Source organism: Pseudomonas helleri (assembly GCF_009600315.1).
Lineage (GTDB): Bacteria > Pseudomonadota > Gammaproteobacteria > Pseudomonadales > Pseudomonadaceae > Aquipseudomonas > Aquipseudomonas helleri_A.
Genome location: NZ_WIWC01000014.1, coordinates 1 through 19166 on the forward strand (window position 1 = coordinate 1; position 19166 = coordinate 19166).

At 56.6% G+C, this 19166-nt stretch carries 12 protein-coding genes and 1 pseudogene; 8 read left to right on the forward strand and 5 right to left on the reverse strand.

The genetic code is table 11. From position 1 onward, the window contains the following. The 4 genes from GHN86_RS23410 to GHN86_RS10840 all read left to right on the forward strand — a co-directional run. Positions 1–1439: hypothetical protein (locus tag GHN86_RS23410; protein ID WP_194286547.1), on the forward strand; the 1439-nt coding region annotated here is incomplete at its 5' end. Beyond that, positions 1436–2650 carry a hypothetical protein gene (locus GHN86_RS10830; protein ID WP_153386532.1) on the forward strand — a complete coding sequence of 405 codons (1215 nt, stop codon included), beginning with the start codon at positions 1436–1438 and terminating at the stop codon, positions 2648–2650. The genes GHN86_RS23410 and GHN86_RS10830, both read left to right, overlap by 4 nt. A 189-nt stretch (positions 2651–2839) precedes the next feature. After that, complete coding sequence (locus tag GHN86_RS10835; protein WP_153386533.1) at positions 2840–4807, forward strand: alkyl/aryl-sulfatase; 1968 nt, start codon at positions 2840–2842, stop codon at positions 4805–4807. A gap of 64 nt (positions 4808–4871) precedes the next feature. After that, on the forward strand, positions 4872–5783 hold the full coding sequence (locus tag GHN86_RS10840) for a transporter (protein ID WP_153386542.1): 912 nt from the start codon (positions 4872–4874) through the stop codon (positions 5781–5783). A 173-nt stretch (positions 5784–5956) separates the two neighbouring features. Here GHN86_RS10840 and GHN86_RS10845 read toward each other — a convergent pair whose 3' ends face one another. Beyond that, the gene (locus GHN86_RS10845) at positions 5957–6208 is read right to left on the reverse strand and encodes a hypothetical protein (RefSeq protein ID WP_153383049.1); all 252 of its coding nucleotides are present in this window, start codon (positions 6206–6208) and stop codon (positions 5957–5959) included. 118 nt (positions 6209–6326) lie between these two features. Here GHN86_RS10845 and GHN86_RS10850 point away from each other — a divergent pair, with 118 nt between their 5' ends. Beyond that, positions 6327–7202, forward strand: a complete 876-nt coding sequence (locus GHN86_RS10850; RefSeq protein WP_153386544.1) for a helix-turn-helix transcriptional regulator — start codon at positions 6327–6329, stop codon at positions 7200–7202. Positions 7203–7224: 22 nt separating this feature from the next. Here GHN86_RS10850 and GHN86_RS10855 read toward each other — a convergent pair whose 3' ends face one another. From GHN86_RS10855 to GHN86_RS10870, 4 genes are all read right to left on the reverse strand, one after another. Next, positions 7225–7554, reverse strand: coding sequence for a YkgJ family cysteine cluster protein (locus tag GHN86_RS10855; RefSeq protein WP_153386547.1), 330 nt, complete (start codon positions 7552–7554; stop codon positions 7225–7227). Continuing rightward, the gene (locus GHN86_RS10860) at positions 7533–9155 is read right to left on the reverse strand and encodes a hypothetical protein (RefSeq protein WP_153386550.1); all 1623 of its coding nucleotides are present in this window, start codon (positions 9153–9155) and stop codon (positions 7533–7535) included. Before GHN86_RS10860 ends, GHN86_RS10855 begins: the two co-directional genes overlap by 22 nt. A gap of 76 nt (positions 9156–9231) precedes the next feature. Next, a complete protein-coding gene (locus GHN86_RS10865; RefSeq protein WP_153386552.1) occupies positions 9232–10311 on the reverse strand; it encodes a chemotaxis protein in 1080 nt (359 codons plus the stop codon). A gap of 96 nt (positions 10312–10407) precedes the next feature. Then, positions 10408–10881: a hypothetical protein gene (locus GHN86_RS10870; RefSeq protein WP_153382484.1), complete on the reverse strand. Its 474-nt coding sequence runs from the start codon at positions 10879–10881 to the stop codon at positions 10408–10410. 895 nt (positions 10882–11776) lie between these two features. Here GHN86_RS10870 and GHN86_RS10875 point away from each other — a divergent pair. The 3 genes and pseudogenes from GHN86_RS10875 (at position 11777) to GHN86_RS10885 (ending at position 19141) form a co-directional block, all read left to right on the forward strand. Then, complete coding sequence (locus GHN86_RS10875; protein ID WP_153386554.1) at positions 11777–12709, forward strand: NAD-dependent epimerase/dehydratase family protein; 933 nt, start codon at positions 11777–11779, stop codon at positions 12707–12709. 63 nt (positions 12710–12772) lie between these two features. Then, positions 12773–15586 carry a bifunctional glycoside hydrolase 114/ polysaccharide deacetylase family protein gene (locus tag GHN86_RS10880; RefSeq protein WP_153386556.1) on the forward strand — a complete coding sequence of 938 codons (2814 nt, stop codon included), beginning with the start codon at positions 12773–12775 and terminating at the stop codon, positions 15584–15586. Further along, positions 15564–19141, forward strand: a pseudogene (locus tag GHN86_RS10885) (tetratricopeptide repeat protein). Before GHN86_RS10880 ends, GHN86_RS10885 begins: the two are co-directional and overlap by 23 nt. Positions 19142–19166 lie beyond the last annotated feature (25 nt).

Genomic DNA, 19166 nt, shown 5'->3' on the forward strand with positions numbered 1-19166 from the left:
CGGTAGCTCAAGCACCCGCACCGGTAGCGCCCCCGGTTGTCGCTCAAGCGCCTGCTCCCGTTGCCGCGCCTGCGCCGACTCCGGCGCCCGTGGTCGCGCCGGTCAGCATCGAGCCTGCTGTTGTCGCGCCACAAGCGCCCAAAGCAGCCATTGCCGCAGCCCCTACGGCTGATTTCGGCCGTCCGCTGGTCGTGGGCAACAAAAACCTGATGACGATCACTGACGGCGCAGGCTGTAAGTGGCTGCTCAGCAAAACCGCCATGGATTCCAGCGACCCGAGTATCGCGTTTGCCTCGTCCCCGGCCATGCCTTGCGCAGCCTCCGGGTACGCCGAAGGTGAGTTCGACAAGTTGCGCTGGTCGATCCCCAACACCTACCGCGGCGACTCCTGGAACCGCGCCTACGTCCACCCGAGTGGCCTGATGTTCGGTCAGTCGACGGCCTCTGTGGTCAAAGGCAAGGCGCTGTCGTACCTGAGCCCCAATGCCGATCAGGCCTTGTTCGAGCTGGGTGAAATCCCGGCCCGCAGCATGAAGGTCTACCTGGCGTTTGATCGCTCGCGCTACCGCGTGCTGACACCGTTCAACAGCGACCCGTACTACGTGGCGGTCACAACGAACGAAGCGTTTGCCCTGGACCCCGTCCAGTACAAGCAGGCCGTGACCGAGATTTTCCAGCTGATCAAAACCCTCTCGCCGACCACCGCGCGGGTGAACAACCTGTTTATCGCCAAGAACCTGGACACGCTCTATCCAGAGGGTTACAGCTCCAGCGACGACCTGAAAATCGTGCGCACGCGAATGGGTGAAAACCGCGGCGAGTTTTACTTTGATGTACGCGAAGGCACCAACTACAGCCAACGCCGTGAAGAATTGCGCGTGCGCGAAGCCCGTCGTCAGTTGGAACAACAAGCCCGCTTGCACGCCCGCATTCTGGAGCGGTACGAGCAGTTGAAAAACGGCATGAAGGCTTTTGAAGGTCGCGAAACTGAAGCGCTGGCGCAAATGGCCGGGATCAAAGTGGCGTTCCCGGCACCGATGGTGCTGCTCAACCCGTCGAGCTCCAAATCTGCTGAACCGATGATGATCCACGTCACCGGCAAACGGGGCGATTTCTATGACATCGACTTCCCGCGCAAAGGCCGTGTGCAGGCTGAAACCGATCTGGAAGAGCAGTGGTACGTGCTTTATGCCGCCAACATGACGCCTTACGTGCCGCTGGTGGATGGCCGTGCTATTCCAACTTACCGCGTGTACTCGGCGGGCATCCCCGAGGCGTGTGCACAGGATCACTGCGCGGACCGCGTGTCCTTCGGTGTGGTGCTGGCCAAGGAGTTTCCGAACGCCGGAATCGACTTCAGCTGGACCCCTGACGTCTCCCAGCAGTTTGTGAATGCCTGGCAGCAAGCATCTGCCCAAGTTGAGGCCTCGTCCCTATGAAAGCGTTGAACAAGAAACAAACGATCATCGCCGTTGCGGCCGCCGTTGTGGTGGTCTTCGGGGTGACGGCGTCGATGATGTCGAGCGCCGGTAAAAAGAAAACACTGGGCTATTACGAAGACCTGAAAGAGCAATTCTTTCTTACGGACGTGCTGAACGAAGGGGATGTTTCCTACTCCATCTTCTCCGGCAACCTCACCGTGGACGAGCCTGAAATCCGTCTGGTCGCGGCGCAAACCAACGGTGCGCAAGGCTTCCTCAAAGGCATGTTGTCGTTGCTCGGCGGTGCCAATGGTGCATCCAATGAAACCGGGCTGGCAGGGTGGTCGCGTTACCTGCTCAACGCCAGCACCGGCGGTGGTAATGCCGGGGGCGTGTACCTGAAGGCCGACTCTCTGAAAATCAGCCGCTCCGGTGACAGCAAGGATGGCGAAATTCGCGTCCAGCTCAAAGGTCTGGACATGGCCAACCCGTACATCTCCCACGCGGGCTCCGAAGTGGTGCTGGTCTCGGAAGTGGCGGATGAAATCCAACCCCGTGCCGAACTGGACGCCAATGGGCGAGTGGTCAACTCCAACTACTCGTGGGGCAGCAACATCGTGTCTCGTCTGCCTTTTGCCGGGGCGTTCCTGAGCACCGCGACGGGCGATGTCGGGGTCAAGGTTGATCTGGACTTCACGCTTAAACGCTCGGACGACGGTGAAGGCAAGATGAAGTTTGTCGTGGTGCACCGCAATGACGGCAGCGAGACCGGCCGCATTACCCGCGAAGCTGAATTTGCCACTTTGCCGCCACTGGATGACGTGCAGGAGTTGCTCAAAGGGGCGTACAGCGGCTTCATCATGGGCGCTTACAGCACGTCCATGGGGCAGTCGGTGCTGGCGGATGCCGCCGCAAACTTTGCCCGCAAAGCCAAAGTGGCCAACTACTCGTTGACCTATAAAGGTTTTGATCAACTGGAAGACGGTTTCAAGGAATACCAGAGCGCCACCAAACGTCAGGACTTCGAAGGTTACTGTGAACAGACAGGGCTTTCGGGCTACCAGAACGACTTTGGCGCCAAGGCGAAAAAGCACAACGACTCCGAGTGTGGCATCGCCCAGAAATTGGTCAGCGAAGGCAAGTTCACTGAGGACTACACCTTCAAGGAGGACAAATCCTTGTTCGCCGGGCTGTTTGTGAGCAAAAGCTACACCCTCGAAACCAACTGATTGCTGCCCCTGAAGCCCGGCTTGCCGGGCTTCATCCCCCCGCTTTCTACCTGCTGTCGGCGTCCATTCGCTTCATCCTGCGAAATATCTCCTTACGTCTATGCTCCACCCACGGTCGCTTGCGGCTGCCCGCATTAAAGTCCCAACAACAAAAAGAGTCGTACGAATTCATCTCACAGGAGTGTTCCGATGAAGTTCAGTTCTCAGTTATTGGTCTTGGCGTTAGGTTTCAACAGTGTGCTGGCCTTCGCTGACGAGGCACCTAAAGAAGCGCCGAAAGACGCGAGTGAACAAACCCGTCAGGCCAACGCAGCAGTCCTTAAAGAGTTGCCTTTCGCGGATAAACAGGACTTCGAGGACGCCAAAAAAGGCTTTATCGAAACGCTGGTGCCGATGACCATCAAAGATGCCAAAGGCCAGACCGCGTGGGACTTGACCAGCTATGACTTCATTAAAGGCGAAGCGCCGGATACGGTGAATCCCAGCCTGTGGCGCATTGCTGAACTGAACTTGAATAATGGCCTGTTCAAAGTGACCGATAAGGTCTATCAGATTCGCGGCTTCGACCTGTCCAACATGACCATTATCGAGTCGGACAATGGTCTGATCATTATCGACCCGCTGGTTACGGCTGAAGTGGCCAAAGCCGGTCTCGACCTCTACTACAAAAACCGTCCGAAAAAGCCGGTGAAGGCGGTGATCTACACCCACAGTCACGCCGACCACTATGGGGGTGTCAAAGGCATCGTCAGCGAAGACGATGTGAAGTCCGGCAAGGTCAAGATCATTGCGCCAGAGGGCTTCCTGGAAGAAGCCGTGAGCGAGAACGTGCTGGCCGGCAACGCCATGAGCCGTCGCACGCTTTATCAGTACGGCGCCTTGCTGCCGCGCAGTGTTCGCGGCCAGCTGGATGCGGGGCTGGGCAAGACCACCTCAATGGGCACGTTCACGCTCATTCCTCCGACCGACACCATTTCCAAAACCGGCGAGAAACTCAACGTCGATGGTGTTGAGATGGAATTCCAGATGGCGCCGGGCACCGAAGCCCCCTCAGAAATGCTCATCTGGTTCCCGCAGTTCAAAATGCTCAACACCGCTGAAGACGCCACCCATACCCTGCATAACCTCTACACCTTGCGCGGCGCCCAAGTGCGCAACGCGGCCAACTGGTGGAAAACCCTCAATCAGGCGATCAACACTTACGGCGATCAGGTGGATGTGGTCATTGCCCAACACCACTGGCCAATGTGGGGTCAGGAACGCATCGTCAGCTTCCTCGGTGATCAGCGCGACATGTTCAAGTACATCCATGATCAGTCGCTGAATCTGGCGAACAAAGGGCTGACCATGAACGAGATTGCCGAGCAACTGCAATTGCCGGACAGCACCGGCAAGCAGTGGCACAACCGGGGTTACTACGGTTCGGTGAACCACAACGCCAAGGCCATCTACCAACGTTATCTGGGCTGGTATGACAGCAACCCGGCCAACCTGCACCCGTTACCGCCGGTTGAAGCGGGCAAGAAGTACGTCGAGTTCATGGGCGGTGCCGACGCGATTATCGCCAAGGCCAAGGAGTCGATTGCTCAGGGTGATTACCGCTGGGCGGCCGAGGTCCTCAAGCACGTGGTGTTTGCCGACCCGACCAACCAGACAGCCCGCAACCTGCAAGCCGATGCGTTCGAGCAACTGGGCTACCAGACCGAAAACCCGACCTGGCGTAACGAGTATCTGATGGGCGCTTATGAGCTGCGTAACGGCGTGCCAAATGTGCCGGGCATCTCCACCTCCAGTGCCGACATGGTGGCGGCCATGAGTCCTGACCTGATGCTCGATTACCTGGGTGTGCGCCTCAATGGCCCGAAAGCCATCGGCAAACACCTGTTGCTTAACTGGAAGCAGCCCGATGGCGAAAACTACGCGATAGAGCTGCGTAATGGTGTAGTGATTTACACCAAAGACAAAGTCTTCGATAAGCCTGACGCGACCCTCACCGTAGACAAGGAAGGCTTTGCGGGGCTGATGATGGGCGGGGCGACACTGGACAAGGAAATCGAAGCGGGCAAAGCGAAAGTGGAAGGCGACCCGGAAAAAATCAAGGAACTGCTGGGGTTGCTGGATACCTTCCCGACCATGTTCGACATTGTCACTCCCTGACGCTGACTGAAACCCCGGCAACCGTTGCCGGGGTTTGCTCATACACTCACAGGGGAGACGCACAATGGGCCTTCGCTCACGCACGTGCAGCGCTACGCTGCTTGGCTTTACCGTGGGTTTGTCATCCGTCGCGGTGCATGCGGACAACGCCCGCGACTGGCAAAACCTGCCGACTGACCTGAACATGATTTTTGGTTATTACAACCGGATCGACTCCAACACACCGATAGACACCTCGTTGCCCATCGACGGGTTATCGCTCAAGGGCGACCTCTACCTTCTGCGTTATGCCCGTTCATTTGCAGTTGATGGCCGCAACTCAGCGATACAAATCATCCAGCCCTATGCCGATGTCAGCGCGTCCTTTGACAATGCCCGGTTCTTCGATGGCACCAAACATAACGGTGGCACCGGCGACACTCAGGTGGTTCTGGTGCATAACGTGTTCGGTGGGCCTGCGCTGAGTCAGGAGCAATTTGCCAACTGGCAGCCGGAAACGTTTCTGACGGGCGCGTTGTGGGTGACGACCCCCACTGGCGATTACGACAAAAACCGGGTCATCAATATCGGCGCCAATCGCTGGGTGTTCAAACCCGAACTGGCATTCGGCACACCCATCGGCCCCACGTGGCTTGAGCTAAACACCTATGTGTCGCTGTTTGGCGATAACGATGACTATCTGGGGGATAACAAACTGGAACAGAAGGCGCTGTTTGCCATTGAAGGCCACTACAGTTACACCTTCAATCGGGCGTTGTGGGCATCGCTGGACACCACCTACAGCACAGGAGGTGAAACCAAAATCAACGGCGTCAATCAAGACAACAAGCAGGAGAACACAGTCGTGGGTGCCAGCCTGGGCTTTATGCTATCGCCCCAGTTCGGCGGGTTGATTGCCTACTCCGATACGGTTGCCGAACGTAGCGGTTCGCCTGATGTGAATACCTGGACGGTGCGAATGCAGTACGTGTGGTGAAGGGCGTAAATACCCGCAAAGGGTCACAGTCTGTACAACCGCAAACTGGCGCAGTGGAGTGAGGCGAGGCGTGTCGCTCGTAAGAGTCTGGAGGGCCATAACGCCGCCTCTTCGTGAGTACGATGAGCAGGCGTTATGGCATTGGCTTTCAGAGGAGGGCGCCTAACGCGCCTTTAAGCAGGAACCAACGCCTCCAACAACGCCACTTTTCTTTGCAATTGACCGACCTGTTCCTTTTCGGCGCGCAGTGCCGAGCGCAGCTCTTTATTCTCCACTTCCCAGATCTTTGCCCAGCGGTTAGCGGTTTTGCAGTCAACAATGATCTGCCAGATGTCCTGTAGCTTCAGGTACTGAATCAACAGCACCAATGCGACCACTACCATCACCAGCAAAGCGCCTGCTGACACCACTTCCGACGTTGTCATGTGTTCATCCTTTTTATGCTTCGATGAGTTCCGAAGTGGCACAATGATATGTAGTGATTTACGACACGTATAGAATGTAGACTTATACAGGTAAACAAATCACGCACATGGAGAGGCCATGAAACGCGAGCAACAGCTCAAACAGGTTCGATGGGATCTGGCACTTCGCTATCGTTTGATCGAAACCGTTGCCTGGTGGGAAGGGCGCCTGACGACGGGGCACTTGATCCAGAGCTTTGGCATCAGTCGTCAGCAGGCCTCCAAAGACATCAACACCTACATCAATGAACATGCGCCTGAAAATCTTACATATGACAAACAGATCAAGGGCTATGTCCCCACCGAGCGGTTCGAGCCACGGTTTATCGAAGACAGCGCCAGCGCGTATTTACACCTGCTGAATCAGACCCATACGCGCATGCCGCATGTCGAAGGGCTGGCGTTGGCCTATGCCCACACCAAAGTCCTGCAAGTGCCTGACCGCTCCATCAAACCGGAAATATTGCGCCCGCTGCTCAAGGCCTGCCGTGAACGTTTGAGGCTGGACATTGACTATGTGTCGCTTAACGCGCCCGAGCCAGAAGGGCGCACCATTGCGCCACACACCTTGATCTACACCGGCATGAGATGGCACGTGCGGGCCTATTGCGAGAAAAACCGCAGCTACCGCGACTTCGTACTCAGTCGTTTGCGCGGGGTTCCCGAGTTACGTGACGATGAGACGCAGAACGGTATCGCAGGCGATGATGACTGGAACAATAAAGTCTGCGTCATCATCACTCCGGATGAGCGCCTGAACCCGGCGCAAAAAGACATTATTCAGACCGACTTCGGGATGATCGACGGCAAGCTGGAAATCCCCAGCCGACAGGCGTTAGTCAAATACATCCTGCACCGATACCAGATCGACCCGAAAAATCTGAACCCGCGGCCCGAGGCGCAGCAAATTGTGGTGGCCAACTTGAAGGAACTTAAACCCTGGCTGTACGACTGAGGCCTGCCTGAATCGTCCATTTTCAAAGATCGGGATCGTCTACCAGCCGAATCCGCTGAGCAGGCACTGCGGCCTGTTCAGCCAGAAGACGGCAGACCTGAAGGTTGAGCTCCACGAACGTCTGCCAACTGTACTGTTGCGCGTAATTCAGTGCGAACTGCCGATCGACCCGGCAAATGTCGGGTCGCTCAGCGTAGATCGAACACCCTGTGGTTAACTCACTGTAATGCGTGCAGGTACCATCGCCGCGATCGAGGTATCGGGTTTCAGCCGCCAGATGGACATTCTGGCAACACAGGCCGCATTGGGTGCAGGGAAAGGTGTTCAAGGCTAGGCCAGCGACGCCAGCCATGAGCGCGTGCTGGCGGCGTTACCCATCTCGAAAGGAAGCGCAATATTGCGCTTTTCCACTTCTGCCCTTAGCACCGAACTGCGCTGCAGTTCGTCGTTACACGCCATCAATTCCCGAGAAAAATCCTCCAGCTCATCCGCATCCAGATTGAACTCCAGCGCGTTCAGCTCGCCCAGGTAGCGATCCAGCTCGGTGTTGATGGCCTGAAAGTTGTGGAGCATGCCGGCATGGGGCATGACCGACGCGATAAATACCCAGAGTTTCAGGGCCACGGGGCTGTGCAGCATGAAGTAATTCAACCCCAGCGTGACCACGCCCGTCACCAGCGCACTGGCAAACGCCGCCAGCTCGCCACCGAACGGGAAACTGCAAAAGGGCAACAGTTGAGCATAAGCCACTGAACCCACCACCGTTGCCGAGCCAATGGACAGCAGCGACGTCACGGCTTTGCACAGGTCCACAAATGCCAACTGCTCGGGATTGAAAATCAGCAGTTTGATGGCGCTGACCAGTTGCCCCCAGATCTCGCGAATGATCTTGATGGCCAGGGCTTGAGTGGTCGCCAGAATGTTGAACAGTGTCGTGGTCAAGCTGCCCAGAACACCGGCGAAAACCCCGTCTTTAAACGCAATCAGAAAGTCCTGAAAGCGTGCTTGAACCCGTTGCCAGATGCCTTGCAAGGTGGTGTTGATGCTGCTGATAAACCCTTCAAGGTCAAATTTGTCTTTGATCTTCTCCAGCATCGCAGGCAGTTGGTCGCGCAGTTCAAACCACACTTCAGCCATGACCAGCCCCAGCATCTGCCGGGTGCCCATCGCGACGCCAGCCAGGCCCGAGGCAGAAGCCGTCTGCTTGAAGAACTTGCTGCTGGTGTAGTACGCGTGATCGATCTGCTGGTCGTAAGGCTGGCGGGCGGCTTTATCGCGCTTGCGCATTTGTTCGGGGTCGATGGCCTTGAGCTCGCGGATTTTGTCCTGATTCTTGCGGATTTTGTCCTCAAGCATCTGAGCCTTGTGAATCTGCTCGGGTGTAGTGCGCGGTGCCGCGTTCAGGCGTGCCGTGTCTCTGGTCAGCGTGGCTTCATGCTGGCTGATGAGAGTAGGCAGCTTGCTCAAGTAGTCATCAATAGAGGTTTGTTTCTTCGATTTATTGACCGTCTCATGGGTCGATTGCAGGTTGCTGTCCTGATTGGCTAACGCCACACCGTCCTGTCCGGCCAGCACGCGTGCCGCGTCGTCATGAATTTCCTTGGCGCTGATCACATGGTCCAGATTTCGCGACTCCCCCGCCCCCAGCGTGGTGTTGCGGTAGGGGTCATGCAGGACGCCTTCTTTATGGCTGGCCTTGTCATCCTTGCCGGTGGCTTTGTAATTCTTGTGCTGATGGTAGGGCGTAGAGTCGTAATCCCCACGCTGCTCATAGCGCAGCTTTTCTTGCTCGGTGCCCCAAATGCCTTTGCGCACATTCAGGGTGGTGTCTACATTCCCGCCGACCTTGTCCTTGAAAAGAAGAAAATCCAGACCAAAACTCGTGACAAGGCTGGTGACCATAGTCTTCTCGAGCTCTTCGGCCCAAGGGTAATCCTGCGCAGCAGCGTGCATGATGGCGTCCATAAACGAAGGCAGTCGGTAAAAGGGAGAGACAGGCATCCTCCCTTCAAACGTAATCTCTACGGGGTTAAGCGGCTTTGGCTTCGCGCAGCACTTCATCCAGCTTGCTGCTGTTCAAAATCATCGAGTCGTAAGCGTCTGTTTCCATGACCGGCACACCGTCTTTGTCCGTGACCACTTGGCCATTGGCTTTTTTTACTTTGAACAACGGGGTGGTGATGATGTTGACCATGATCGCGGCCAAGGCATATCCGTTTTCGACATTGCGCATGATTGAGTCGCTGAACTTGGCCAGTTCCACCTGCACATCGGCATTGCGGCTTTTCGCGTCCTTGAGCACATATTCCATGCTCTTGAGGCCTTCAAAGTATTCATTGAAGGTGTCGAACAGCGTGTTCAGTGTGTCCCAGATGCTGTGAGCATAGGTGTAGGTTTTACCCAGCTGGATGATCGCCCTCGCCAACTTGTCGACGGCCTGGTTCACTTCAAGATTGATCTTGCGAGCGTTCTTTAGCGCTTCTTCACCATGGCTGTTATAAGCCCAGCCAGCGATCGCGATGACAGGCCCGGCCACTGCTGCGCCCAAAATAGCCGTACCGCCCGCCATGCCCATGCCACCTGTTGCCAGTGAGCCGCCGCCCAGCGCGGCCAAGGTGGCGTTGGTTGCGGCAACCCCCGCCAGTGACGAGATGGCCGTGCCGGTGGACGCCGCACCCAAGGCCATCACGCCGCCATACACCGCAAAGCCTGCCGCAGCCCCCGCAGCCCCAGCCCCTGCTGCCGAGCCCAGCACGCCGATAGCCGTATAGCTGTAGCTCTCGATGGTCTGCAGCTTATGCTTAGGGATATTGATGACCAGCTTGTCCTGGCGCCCGCTATTAAGTTGCAAAAGCAACTTATCCGCCAACGTCTTGAACTCATCAAAACGCTGGCCGATCAGCAGCTCTTTTTTGCCCAGGACCACAAGGGCGGATGTGGTTTTGTCTTCCTGCGTATCAAAAGACGCTTTCTGATTGTCATAACGCAGCTTGGCTGCATTGACGACATCGTCGGCTTCCGAGTGTTTCTGGTAACCGTCGTAGCCTTTCTTGGCACCGTAGGCGGCACTGACCAAGGCGGCAGCACCCAGAATGAGTGGAAGCGGCATATCAATATCCTTTTTGATCGATGATCTGAATTCGAGTGGGGGTAATAGAGGATCAATGGCCGCCGAGCAGCGACTGCTCACGGCGGCTCAGCGTTATCAGGCGGGCTGAACGACGGGTTTCTTGCTTGGCAGCGCGTCTAATGCGTTGCGTGCCTTGAACAGGTTTTTCATCACCAGATAGGCCAAACCTGCTGCGAAACCCACCCAAAGGGTCACCACAGTCCCGGGGGACATAAAGCCGAAGGCGAGGACCATGGGAATCAATGCCAACACAATGCCGCAGCCGAACATGATCAGTGCGACGATGATGAAGGCGGCCAGATTTTCTTTGGTGATTCGTCCGTTAGGTTCGCGTATCGCGCACACCTTATGCGGGCCAAACCAGCCCTTTTCACAGCCAATGGCAATGTCATCGCCCACGTTGATAAACGTGTCGATCAGGTTGCTTGCTTGCACATTCATCACGCGCTGGCCGCCGATTTCGATGAACTCGTAGCGGGTGACTCTTCCGTTCAAGACGGTCGCGTTACTCGTACGCTCTACAACACCTTCATACACCTTGACGCCCATGGATCGCTCCCTGTTCAAACAAAAAAATTTGAGCGGCAGTATATGGCTATAAGCCATCAGTGCAATGGTGGTGCCAAATTAAATACCGTTCGTCAGTTTGGAATGTGGGTGGCGAGGTGGGAAAACCCGGGCAATAAAAAGCCGTAAAGCTTTGCTTTCTCCAGGCTTTACGGCTTTAAGGGGCGCGCAGGGAAGGCTAAATGAAACCGTCGTGGCATCCCGTCTTGCACAATTAAACCGGTTGTCTGCGAATCGTCAGGTTGGGCGGATTCTTGAATAAGTTGGGTTTTAAAATTCGGGTGCAAGAGCGCCGTTTAGGCTGCGTTAAGGAACACTGTGTATAAGTAGCGGCCCTTGCTTATTTGTCATTTTGGTCAATGGCTCAAACAGTGCTCAGCAGTCATTACGGTCTAAGCACTGTCCCGAGCAAGTGTGAGCTTAATACCAAAGTACGGTTGCTAAGACATGCCATTTAGAGCACAGGACTTATGGGATAAGGACTAACGCTAAGTTAATGTCAGCGACAGTGCCATAGAGTGTGATGCCCATAGCGGAAACGTTTTAGTCGATAAAAAGTAAAGTTAACGAATCAATAACTTAATGACGTCAAAAAAGTGGCGACTGTTCGGGTTTTGTACCGTATGGCGGTTATTTTGACAAACTATTGACAGTTACTGTCCATTCTCACATTATCTGCGGCGATTTAGTGGCCTAGCGCCATCAATCTTCTTTCGGCATGGCCAATTTTTATTTAGAGTTTTCTCTCTATTTAATTACGGTCATGCGCGTAGTAGAGCGATATGCGTTAAGCGCGATACAAGGCTTAACAACAATTTAACAAAGCCATTGCCAGCGGTTTTTAACGACAGTATCCGCTGAACTTCAGGAAGAACTAATGCTTGATGGACGAATTCTGGTCACCGGCGGTGCGGGCTTTATTGGCTCTCATCTCGTTGAAGCATTGCTGGCCAAGGGCTACAAAGTCCGAGTGCTGGACAACTTGTCGACCGGTAAGGTCGGCAATTTGCCGGTAGGTAATGGCCATTTGAACCTGATTGTCGGTGATGTTGCGGACAGTGCGGTTGTCGAAGAGGCTATGCGCGATTGCAGCGCAGTCGTGCACTTGGCGGCGGTGGCTTCAGTGCAAGCGTCAGTGGATGACCCGGTCGCCACCCATCAAAGCAACTTTGTGGGCACCCTCAACGTGTGCGAACACATGTTGAACGCCGGGATCAAGCGTGTGGTGTTCGCTTCCAGCGCTGCGATTTATGGCAACAATGGTGAAGGCTCGGCGATCGACGAGGACACCCCTAAATCACCGTTGACCCCTTATGCCAGCGACAAGTTGTCCAGCGAGTACTATCTGGATTTTTACCGTCGTGAGCATGGTCTTGAGCCGGTAATCCTGCGTTTTTTCAACATCTTCGGCCCGCGCCAGGATCCTTCCTCTCCGTACTCCGGTGTGATCAGCATCTTCACCGAGCGTGCGATTTCGCAAAAGCCCGTGGCGATTTTCGGCGACGGCCAACAGACCCGTGACTTTGTTTACGTAAAGGACTTGGTCAGCATCCTGGTTCAGGCTGTAGAAGCGAGCGACCCGAAACCCGGCGCGGTGAATGTCGGGCTCAGTCGCTCTACCAGCCTCAATGACTTGATCGCTGAACTGGCCGACGCCACGGGCACGCCTATGGCAGTGACCTATCAGGCGGCACGTCAGGGCGACATCCGCCACTCGCGCGCCAACAATTCGCGCTTGCTTGAGCGCTTCAAGCTTGCGGCTCCGACCTCGATTGGCGACGGTCTAGCACAGCTTTTGCGCAGTTTGTAATCCCGCCGATTCCACACCTTCAGTGTGCAGGCTGTTCCGGTTCGTTTCCTTTAAGAGTGAGTTATGGAAATTGTTTTTCGCAGGACGCGTCTGCGCTCGGCCGCTAAACGGCTGTTAGCTGCAATGGCGCTGTTTGTCAGCGTTCCGGCCGTGCAGGCTGCATCATTACCTCAACCCACCAGCGTGGCTTTTTGGTACGCAGACCAACCGCCGATTCCCGAGTTGGCCCAGTTCGACTGGTCGGTGGTCGAGCCGGGACACATGACCCGGGGCGACGTCAAAACCCTGCGCAAGTTAGGCAGCCAGCCATTCGCTTACTTGTCCGTGGGCGAATTCAGCGGTACCAAGGCTGAAATTGAGAAGGCCGGTTTGAATCAAGCCGTCAGCCCTGTGCGCAATGACTCGTGGGACAGTCAAGTCATGGACTTGTCGGCACCCGCCTGGCGCGAACATTTGTTCGGCGCTGCCAAGGACCTTCAAGCTCAGGGCTATAGCGGCCTGTTCCTCGATACGCTCGACAGTTTTCAGTTGCTGCCCGAAGCCTCGCGTGAATCTCAGCGTGTCGCCCTCGCCAGTTTCCTGCGTGAACTGCACCAGCGCGAACCCACGCTGAAACTGTTTTTCAATCGAGGTTTTGAAGTCCTGCCCGATCTCGACGGCGTGCCGGCAGCGGTTGCGGTTGAGTCCATTCACGCCGGTTGGGATGCGTCCACCAAGCGTTACCGTCCAGTGTCTGAATCCGATCGCCAATGGCTCGAGACTTTCCTGCAACCCTTGCGTGCCAAAGGCATTCCTTTGGTCGCCATTGACTACTTGCCGCCAGAGCGTCGCGAAGAAGCACGCAAGCTGGCCAAGCGTCTGCGTGAGGAAGGCTTCATCCCCTACATTGGCACGCCCGACCTGAACTCGATGGGCATCAGCAGCATTGAAATTCAGCCTCGGCGCATTGCGCTGGTTTACGATCCACGCGAAGGTGATTTGGCGGATAACGCTGGCCACAGTTTGCTCGGCGGTTTGCTGGAATACCTGGGTTATCGCGTCGATTACCTGCCCACCACCAGCGCCATGCCCAGCTACGCGTTCAGCGGTCTGTATGCCGGTGTCGTGACCTGGATGACCAGCGGCCCTCCACAGGACAGCCCGGCGTTCAACCGCTGGATTGGCGAGCGACTCGACGAACAGGTCCCGGTGGTGTTTTTCGGCGGGTTGCCCATCGAAGACAACGTTCTGCTCAAGCGTTTTGGTCTGGAACGCGATGTGTCGCCAGGCATTCAGGCATTGACCATTACCCATCAGGACAAAACGCTGATCGGTGCGTTTGAAGCACCGGTGATGCCCAGGTCGCGCGACCTGACTGCCGTTTCAGTGCTGCCAAACGGGCCGACGCCCGTTTTATCGCTGACCAACGCCGCCGGGCAGGTCTACACCCCGGTGGTGGTGGGCGAATGGGGTGGGCTTGCACTTGCACCTTATATCCTTGAAGTGAACAACGAGCGCAGCCGCTGGATTCTTGATCCGTTTGCGTTTCTTCAGGCCAGTTTGCACCTGCCGGTGCAGCCGCGTCCGGACACCACCACGGAAAACGGCCGTCGAATTGCAACGGTCCATATTGATGGCGACGGCTTCCCGTCCCGTGCTGAGGTGCGTGGCACCCCCTACGCGGGTCGGCACACGCTTGAAGATTTCATTAAGCCCAACCCGTTTCTGACCTCGGTATCGATCGTCGAAGGAGAAATTTCACCGCGCGGCATGTACCCGTATCTGGCCCGTGAGCTGGAGCCAATCGCCCGTGAAATTTTTGCCAACCCGAAAGTTGAAGTAGCGACCCACACCTTTAGCCATCCGTTTTTCATGCAACCAGAGAAGGCCATGAAGCGCGAGAATTTCAAGCCCGAATATGGCTTGAACATGGCGATACCGGGTTACGACAAGATTGATTTTCAGCGGGAGATTTTTGGCTCCCGGGACTACATCAATGAACACCTGACCACCCCCGAAAAACCGGTGAAGATGGTGTTCTGGCCGGGTGACGCCTTGCCATCGGCGGCGACACTCAAGCTGGCCTACGATGCCGGGCTGAAAAACGTCAACGGCGCCGAGACCATGATGACCAAGGCCAATCCGTCGTTGACCGGCCTGAACCCGCTGCTGCGGCCCACCGAAGGTGGCTTGCAATACTACGCGCCGATCATTAACGAGAACTTGTACACCAACCTGTGGAAAGGCCCGTACTACGGTTTTCACGAGGTGATCGATACCTTTCAACTGACAGACAGCCCACGCCGTCTGCGCGGTCTGAACCTCTACTACCACTTTTATTCGAGCACCAAGCAGGCGTCGATCAAGGCGATGCATGACATCTACGGGTTTATGCGCGAGCAGCACCCCATGTCAATGTGGATGAGCGACTACCTCGACCGTTTGCATGGCTTGTACCAGGCCAGCATGGCGCGCACCGCCGACGGTGCGTGGCAAATTCGCGGCATGGACGGGTTGCGCACCGTTCGTCTCGATTCGCAAATGGGCTGGCCGGATCTGTCGCGCTCACAAGGCATTGCCGGCGTACGCGATTTGCCCCAAGGCCGCTATGTGCACTTGAGCAGCGACCGCGCGTTGCTGGTTCTGCGACCTGATCGGGACGGCAGACCGGCGCTTGAGGAAGCCAATTTGCCGTTGCTGGAATGGCGTTACCTGGATGATCAGCGTGTGAACTTTTCCTTTGCCGGTCAGTTCGATCTGACCTTCTCGGTACGCTCGGCAAGTCCTTGCCGGGTGGAAGTGGATGGACAGCGTTTTACAGGCAAGGCATCTGCCGGTCTGTGGACTTTTCAATTACCCATGAAGCAGGTGAGTAATGGCCAGCTCGTCTGTAACTAAAAATAGCCGCCTGCTCAACCCCTGGGCATTGGCGGTGGTAGCGGTGGCGGTAGGGGGCCTGCTCTGGACGACGTTCCAGCGCGAAGAAGTGTTCCAGCCCGATGGCCGTGAGCCGGATGCCGTCTCGGCCAACTATGCCGAGTTGTTACTGTCAGCCCACCCGGATGACGATCATTTGCGTATCCAGCTGGTCGACCTGTTGATTCGTCTGGGTGAGTACACCAAGGCCCGTCAACATTTGGAGGCCTGGCCCAAACCGCAGCCGGAAACCCAGGCGTACTACCGGATTGAACTGGATTCACTGGTCGCGGCAAAAAGTAACGATCTGATTGCTCAGCAAGCGTTGATGGAGCGTTTGAATAGCTTCGACCACCGCAAGCTGCCGGTTCCTCTGTTGCAGAAACTGGCGAAACTGGCGCTGACTTTACAGGCTCCGGCGTTTGCCGCCGGTGTCTACGAAGAGATTGCCGACCGTGACCCCGCGCTGCATAACGAGTCACTCGAAGCCGCTGCGCAGTGGTACATGGCGGCCGAACAGCCGGGGCGTGCTGCGCAGATCTATTTGCAGCTCAGACGTGACAGTCAAGAGGCCGCCGAGCGGCGCAAATATGCGCAACTGGCGTTCAATGGCCTGTTGTCTGCGGGTCAAGGAGACGGTGCCGCCCAAGTGCTGTCCGACGAATTGCCGCTGCTCAACAACCCGCAAACCGATGCGGCGTGGCTGGAACAGGGTGTCGATGTCGCAGTGGCGAACAAGCGTTTCGCTCTGGCCCAGCGCGTGCTCAACCAATGGCAAGTGTTGCAGCCGGACAATCCCCATATCGCGTTGAAAGCGTTCCACGTGCGCCTGGCCATTGGTGATCTCGCTGGCGCATGGGAAACCGGCCAGCAGCTAGTGGTTGATCACCCCGACGATCAGGCGCTGCTTGAGCAAATGGCGCATCTTGGTGAGTGGCAGGCAATAACCCGGTGGCACTGGGGTACTGGATTCAACTGCTGGCGCTCAAAGAAGACCCGGCGACTCGCGAACACGCGTGGCATCTGGCGAGTCAGCAGTTCGACTTTGATCGATCAATTCCGTTGCTGGGCGACATCATGCACCAGCGCATGCTCACCAATGTCGAGCTTGATGCGCTGATCTACGGGCATGAATCGCGCGGCACGCCCGCCGAAGCTCAAGCGTGGTTGCGTGCCTACTTGCGCACCTATCCGATGCATCGTCTGGCATGGTCGCGCCTGTTGCAGAGCCTTGAAAATACCGGACAGTTCGCGGCCAAGGCCGAGGTTTATCAGAATTATTCGAAACGTTTCAAACTGACCACCACAGAGCAGGTCGATTGGGCCAACACGTACCTGAAGCTGTTCGATTACGAAGCGGCATGGGGTGTGGTGCAAGCTGCCGACGAAGAGATCGTTGACTCGGATTACTGGCGCGCTCGGGCTTCTGTGGCGTGGGACCTGGAACGCGATGAAGACTTGCGCGTGTCGCTGGAAAAAATGCTCGCCCTCGACGGCAAGCTAACCAGTGGCGACGAAAGCCAACTGATCACCCTGTATCGCACCCGCGATCCTCAGCGTGCTCTGGCATTGATGGTTGCCAGTTGGAAGCATGGCAAAAATCCGCAACGTCTGGTCGAAGCCTTGCAGCAAGCGCAGGAGTTGCAGGACTGGCCACAAGTCGTTGCACTGCTCAAAGAGGCCGAGCAGTACCCGAACGCCTATGAGCAGGCGCAGGTGCTGGCAGTACGCGGCGCGTTGGCCTTTAACGAAGGGCAAGGCGAAGAGGCCGAGCGCCTGTATTTGCTGGGCCTGGAGCGTTTCCCTGACGACAATCTGTTCCGCGAGCGTCTGGTCTGGCTTTACATCGATCAGGCCAATATCGGCAAACTCAAACCGCTGATTACTCAATGGCGGGCGCAGGCGCGTGCAGACCGTATTTTGTGGTTGCCGTTCGCCAGTGCCAGCCAAATGCTGGGGCGTGATAGCGAAGCGTTGGCCTGGTACCGGATGTACCTCAAGACCAGCCCGAATGACTGGCTGGTGCAGGCGGCGTATGCCGATGCACTCGAAAGCGCCGGATATGTGGACGCCGCTCAGCGTCTGCGTTTGAAATTGCTGCGCAGCCCCGAAGGGGAAAACATTCAACCGTCGTCACAGCGTTACGCGACCTGGTTACGCCTGATGGCGAGCAGCTATTCACCCGGCAAAGCGCTGCGCGAAGTGTCGAAGTGGAAGGATGGTTCGCCGGCCATGCTTAACCTGTGGTTTGGGCGTTTGCTGGCGAGTCTCGATGCGACCAATCAGCAATCGCAGAAAGACCAGTGGCTGGAATGGGCGCGCAGTCAGGGCCTGAAGGTCGAACGATATGAGCTCATTGAAGAGGCGCTGCGCAGCCGTAATAAAGAGCAGATTGAAGCGTTGCTGGCAAGAACCGACTTGAACCCGGCGCAGCGTGCTCAGGCCCTCAGTCGTCTGGGCCGTCTGGGTGAAGCGCTCGACGTCAGCTTGTCCGCGCTCGGCGACGATCAGCCTATGGCGGTGCGCGAGCAATTGCGACTTCAGGCTGTGGAAATCCATGAAGCTACACCACAAGGCGCTCAGATTTCCTGGCAGGAACAGGATTATGGCGGCCTCGATTTCAGTGGCCCACGCCTGCAGATCGCCCATAACCTGGGTGACAACTGGTACGCCAATCTGGAGGTGGAGCAAGGCAAATACAGTGGAGACACCATCAAGTCTTCGCGAATTGGCGAAGAGCGTAACGCAGCGCTGACCTTGCAGCGTTCGGTGGAAAGTGGCAGCTATAAACTGTTCGCCGACACCAGCCAGCGCAAAGACGATGACCGCAACGGCTTGGGCATTTCCCGCAGCTGGCAATTGACCCCAAGTCATGTCATCGAACTTGGTTTGGATTGGCACCGCAAGAGTGAGGAAAGCGGGCTGATGCGCGCCTTCGGTCAACACGACGCTGTGTGGGTAGGGGGTCGCCATGGCCTGACCGCCCGCGATCAGCTCAGTTGGGAAGTGGCGCAAAAATCCTTTTCAACCCGTGCCGGTGACAACCTCGGCACTGGTCAGGCATTCAAGCTTGAACTCAACCACACGCTGGAATTCGCCGGGCCTAACTGGACCGTGCGCAGCGGTGTCGATTACCAGCACAACAATGTGAAGAACCCCACGCTGGATTATCTGGCCTTCGCAAATGGCGGCGCGGTGACCAACGTCAAGGGTTCGGATGACCCCGTCAACGTAGTCGCCAGCGACCTGCTGCAAAGCCGCTACGGCCAACTCTATGTGGGCAGCTCCTGGCGCCGGGGAATTCCGGGTGCGCTGGTACGCACCAAGCCACAGTACACCTGGCTGGTAGACGTGACCGCGGGCTGGCAATGGTTTGATCAAACATTTAACTACGGCATCAACACCGGGATCGGCTTCGAAGTGCTGGGTGATGACGAACTGGCCCTGACCTTCGGCTACCAATCCGCACCACAAGGTGGGGACGGTAAAGCTGGTGGAACTCTGGGTGTGAGCTACGGCGTGCGTTTTGGACGCTGATCATGGAATGTCTACGGGAGAAATA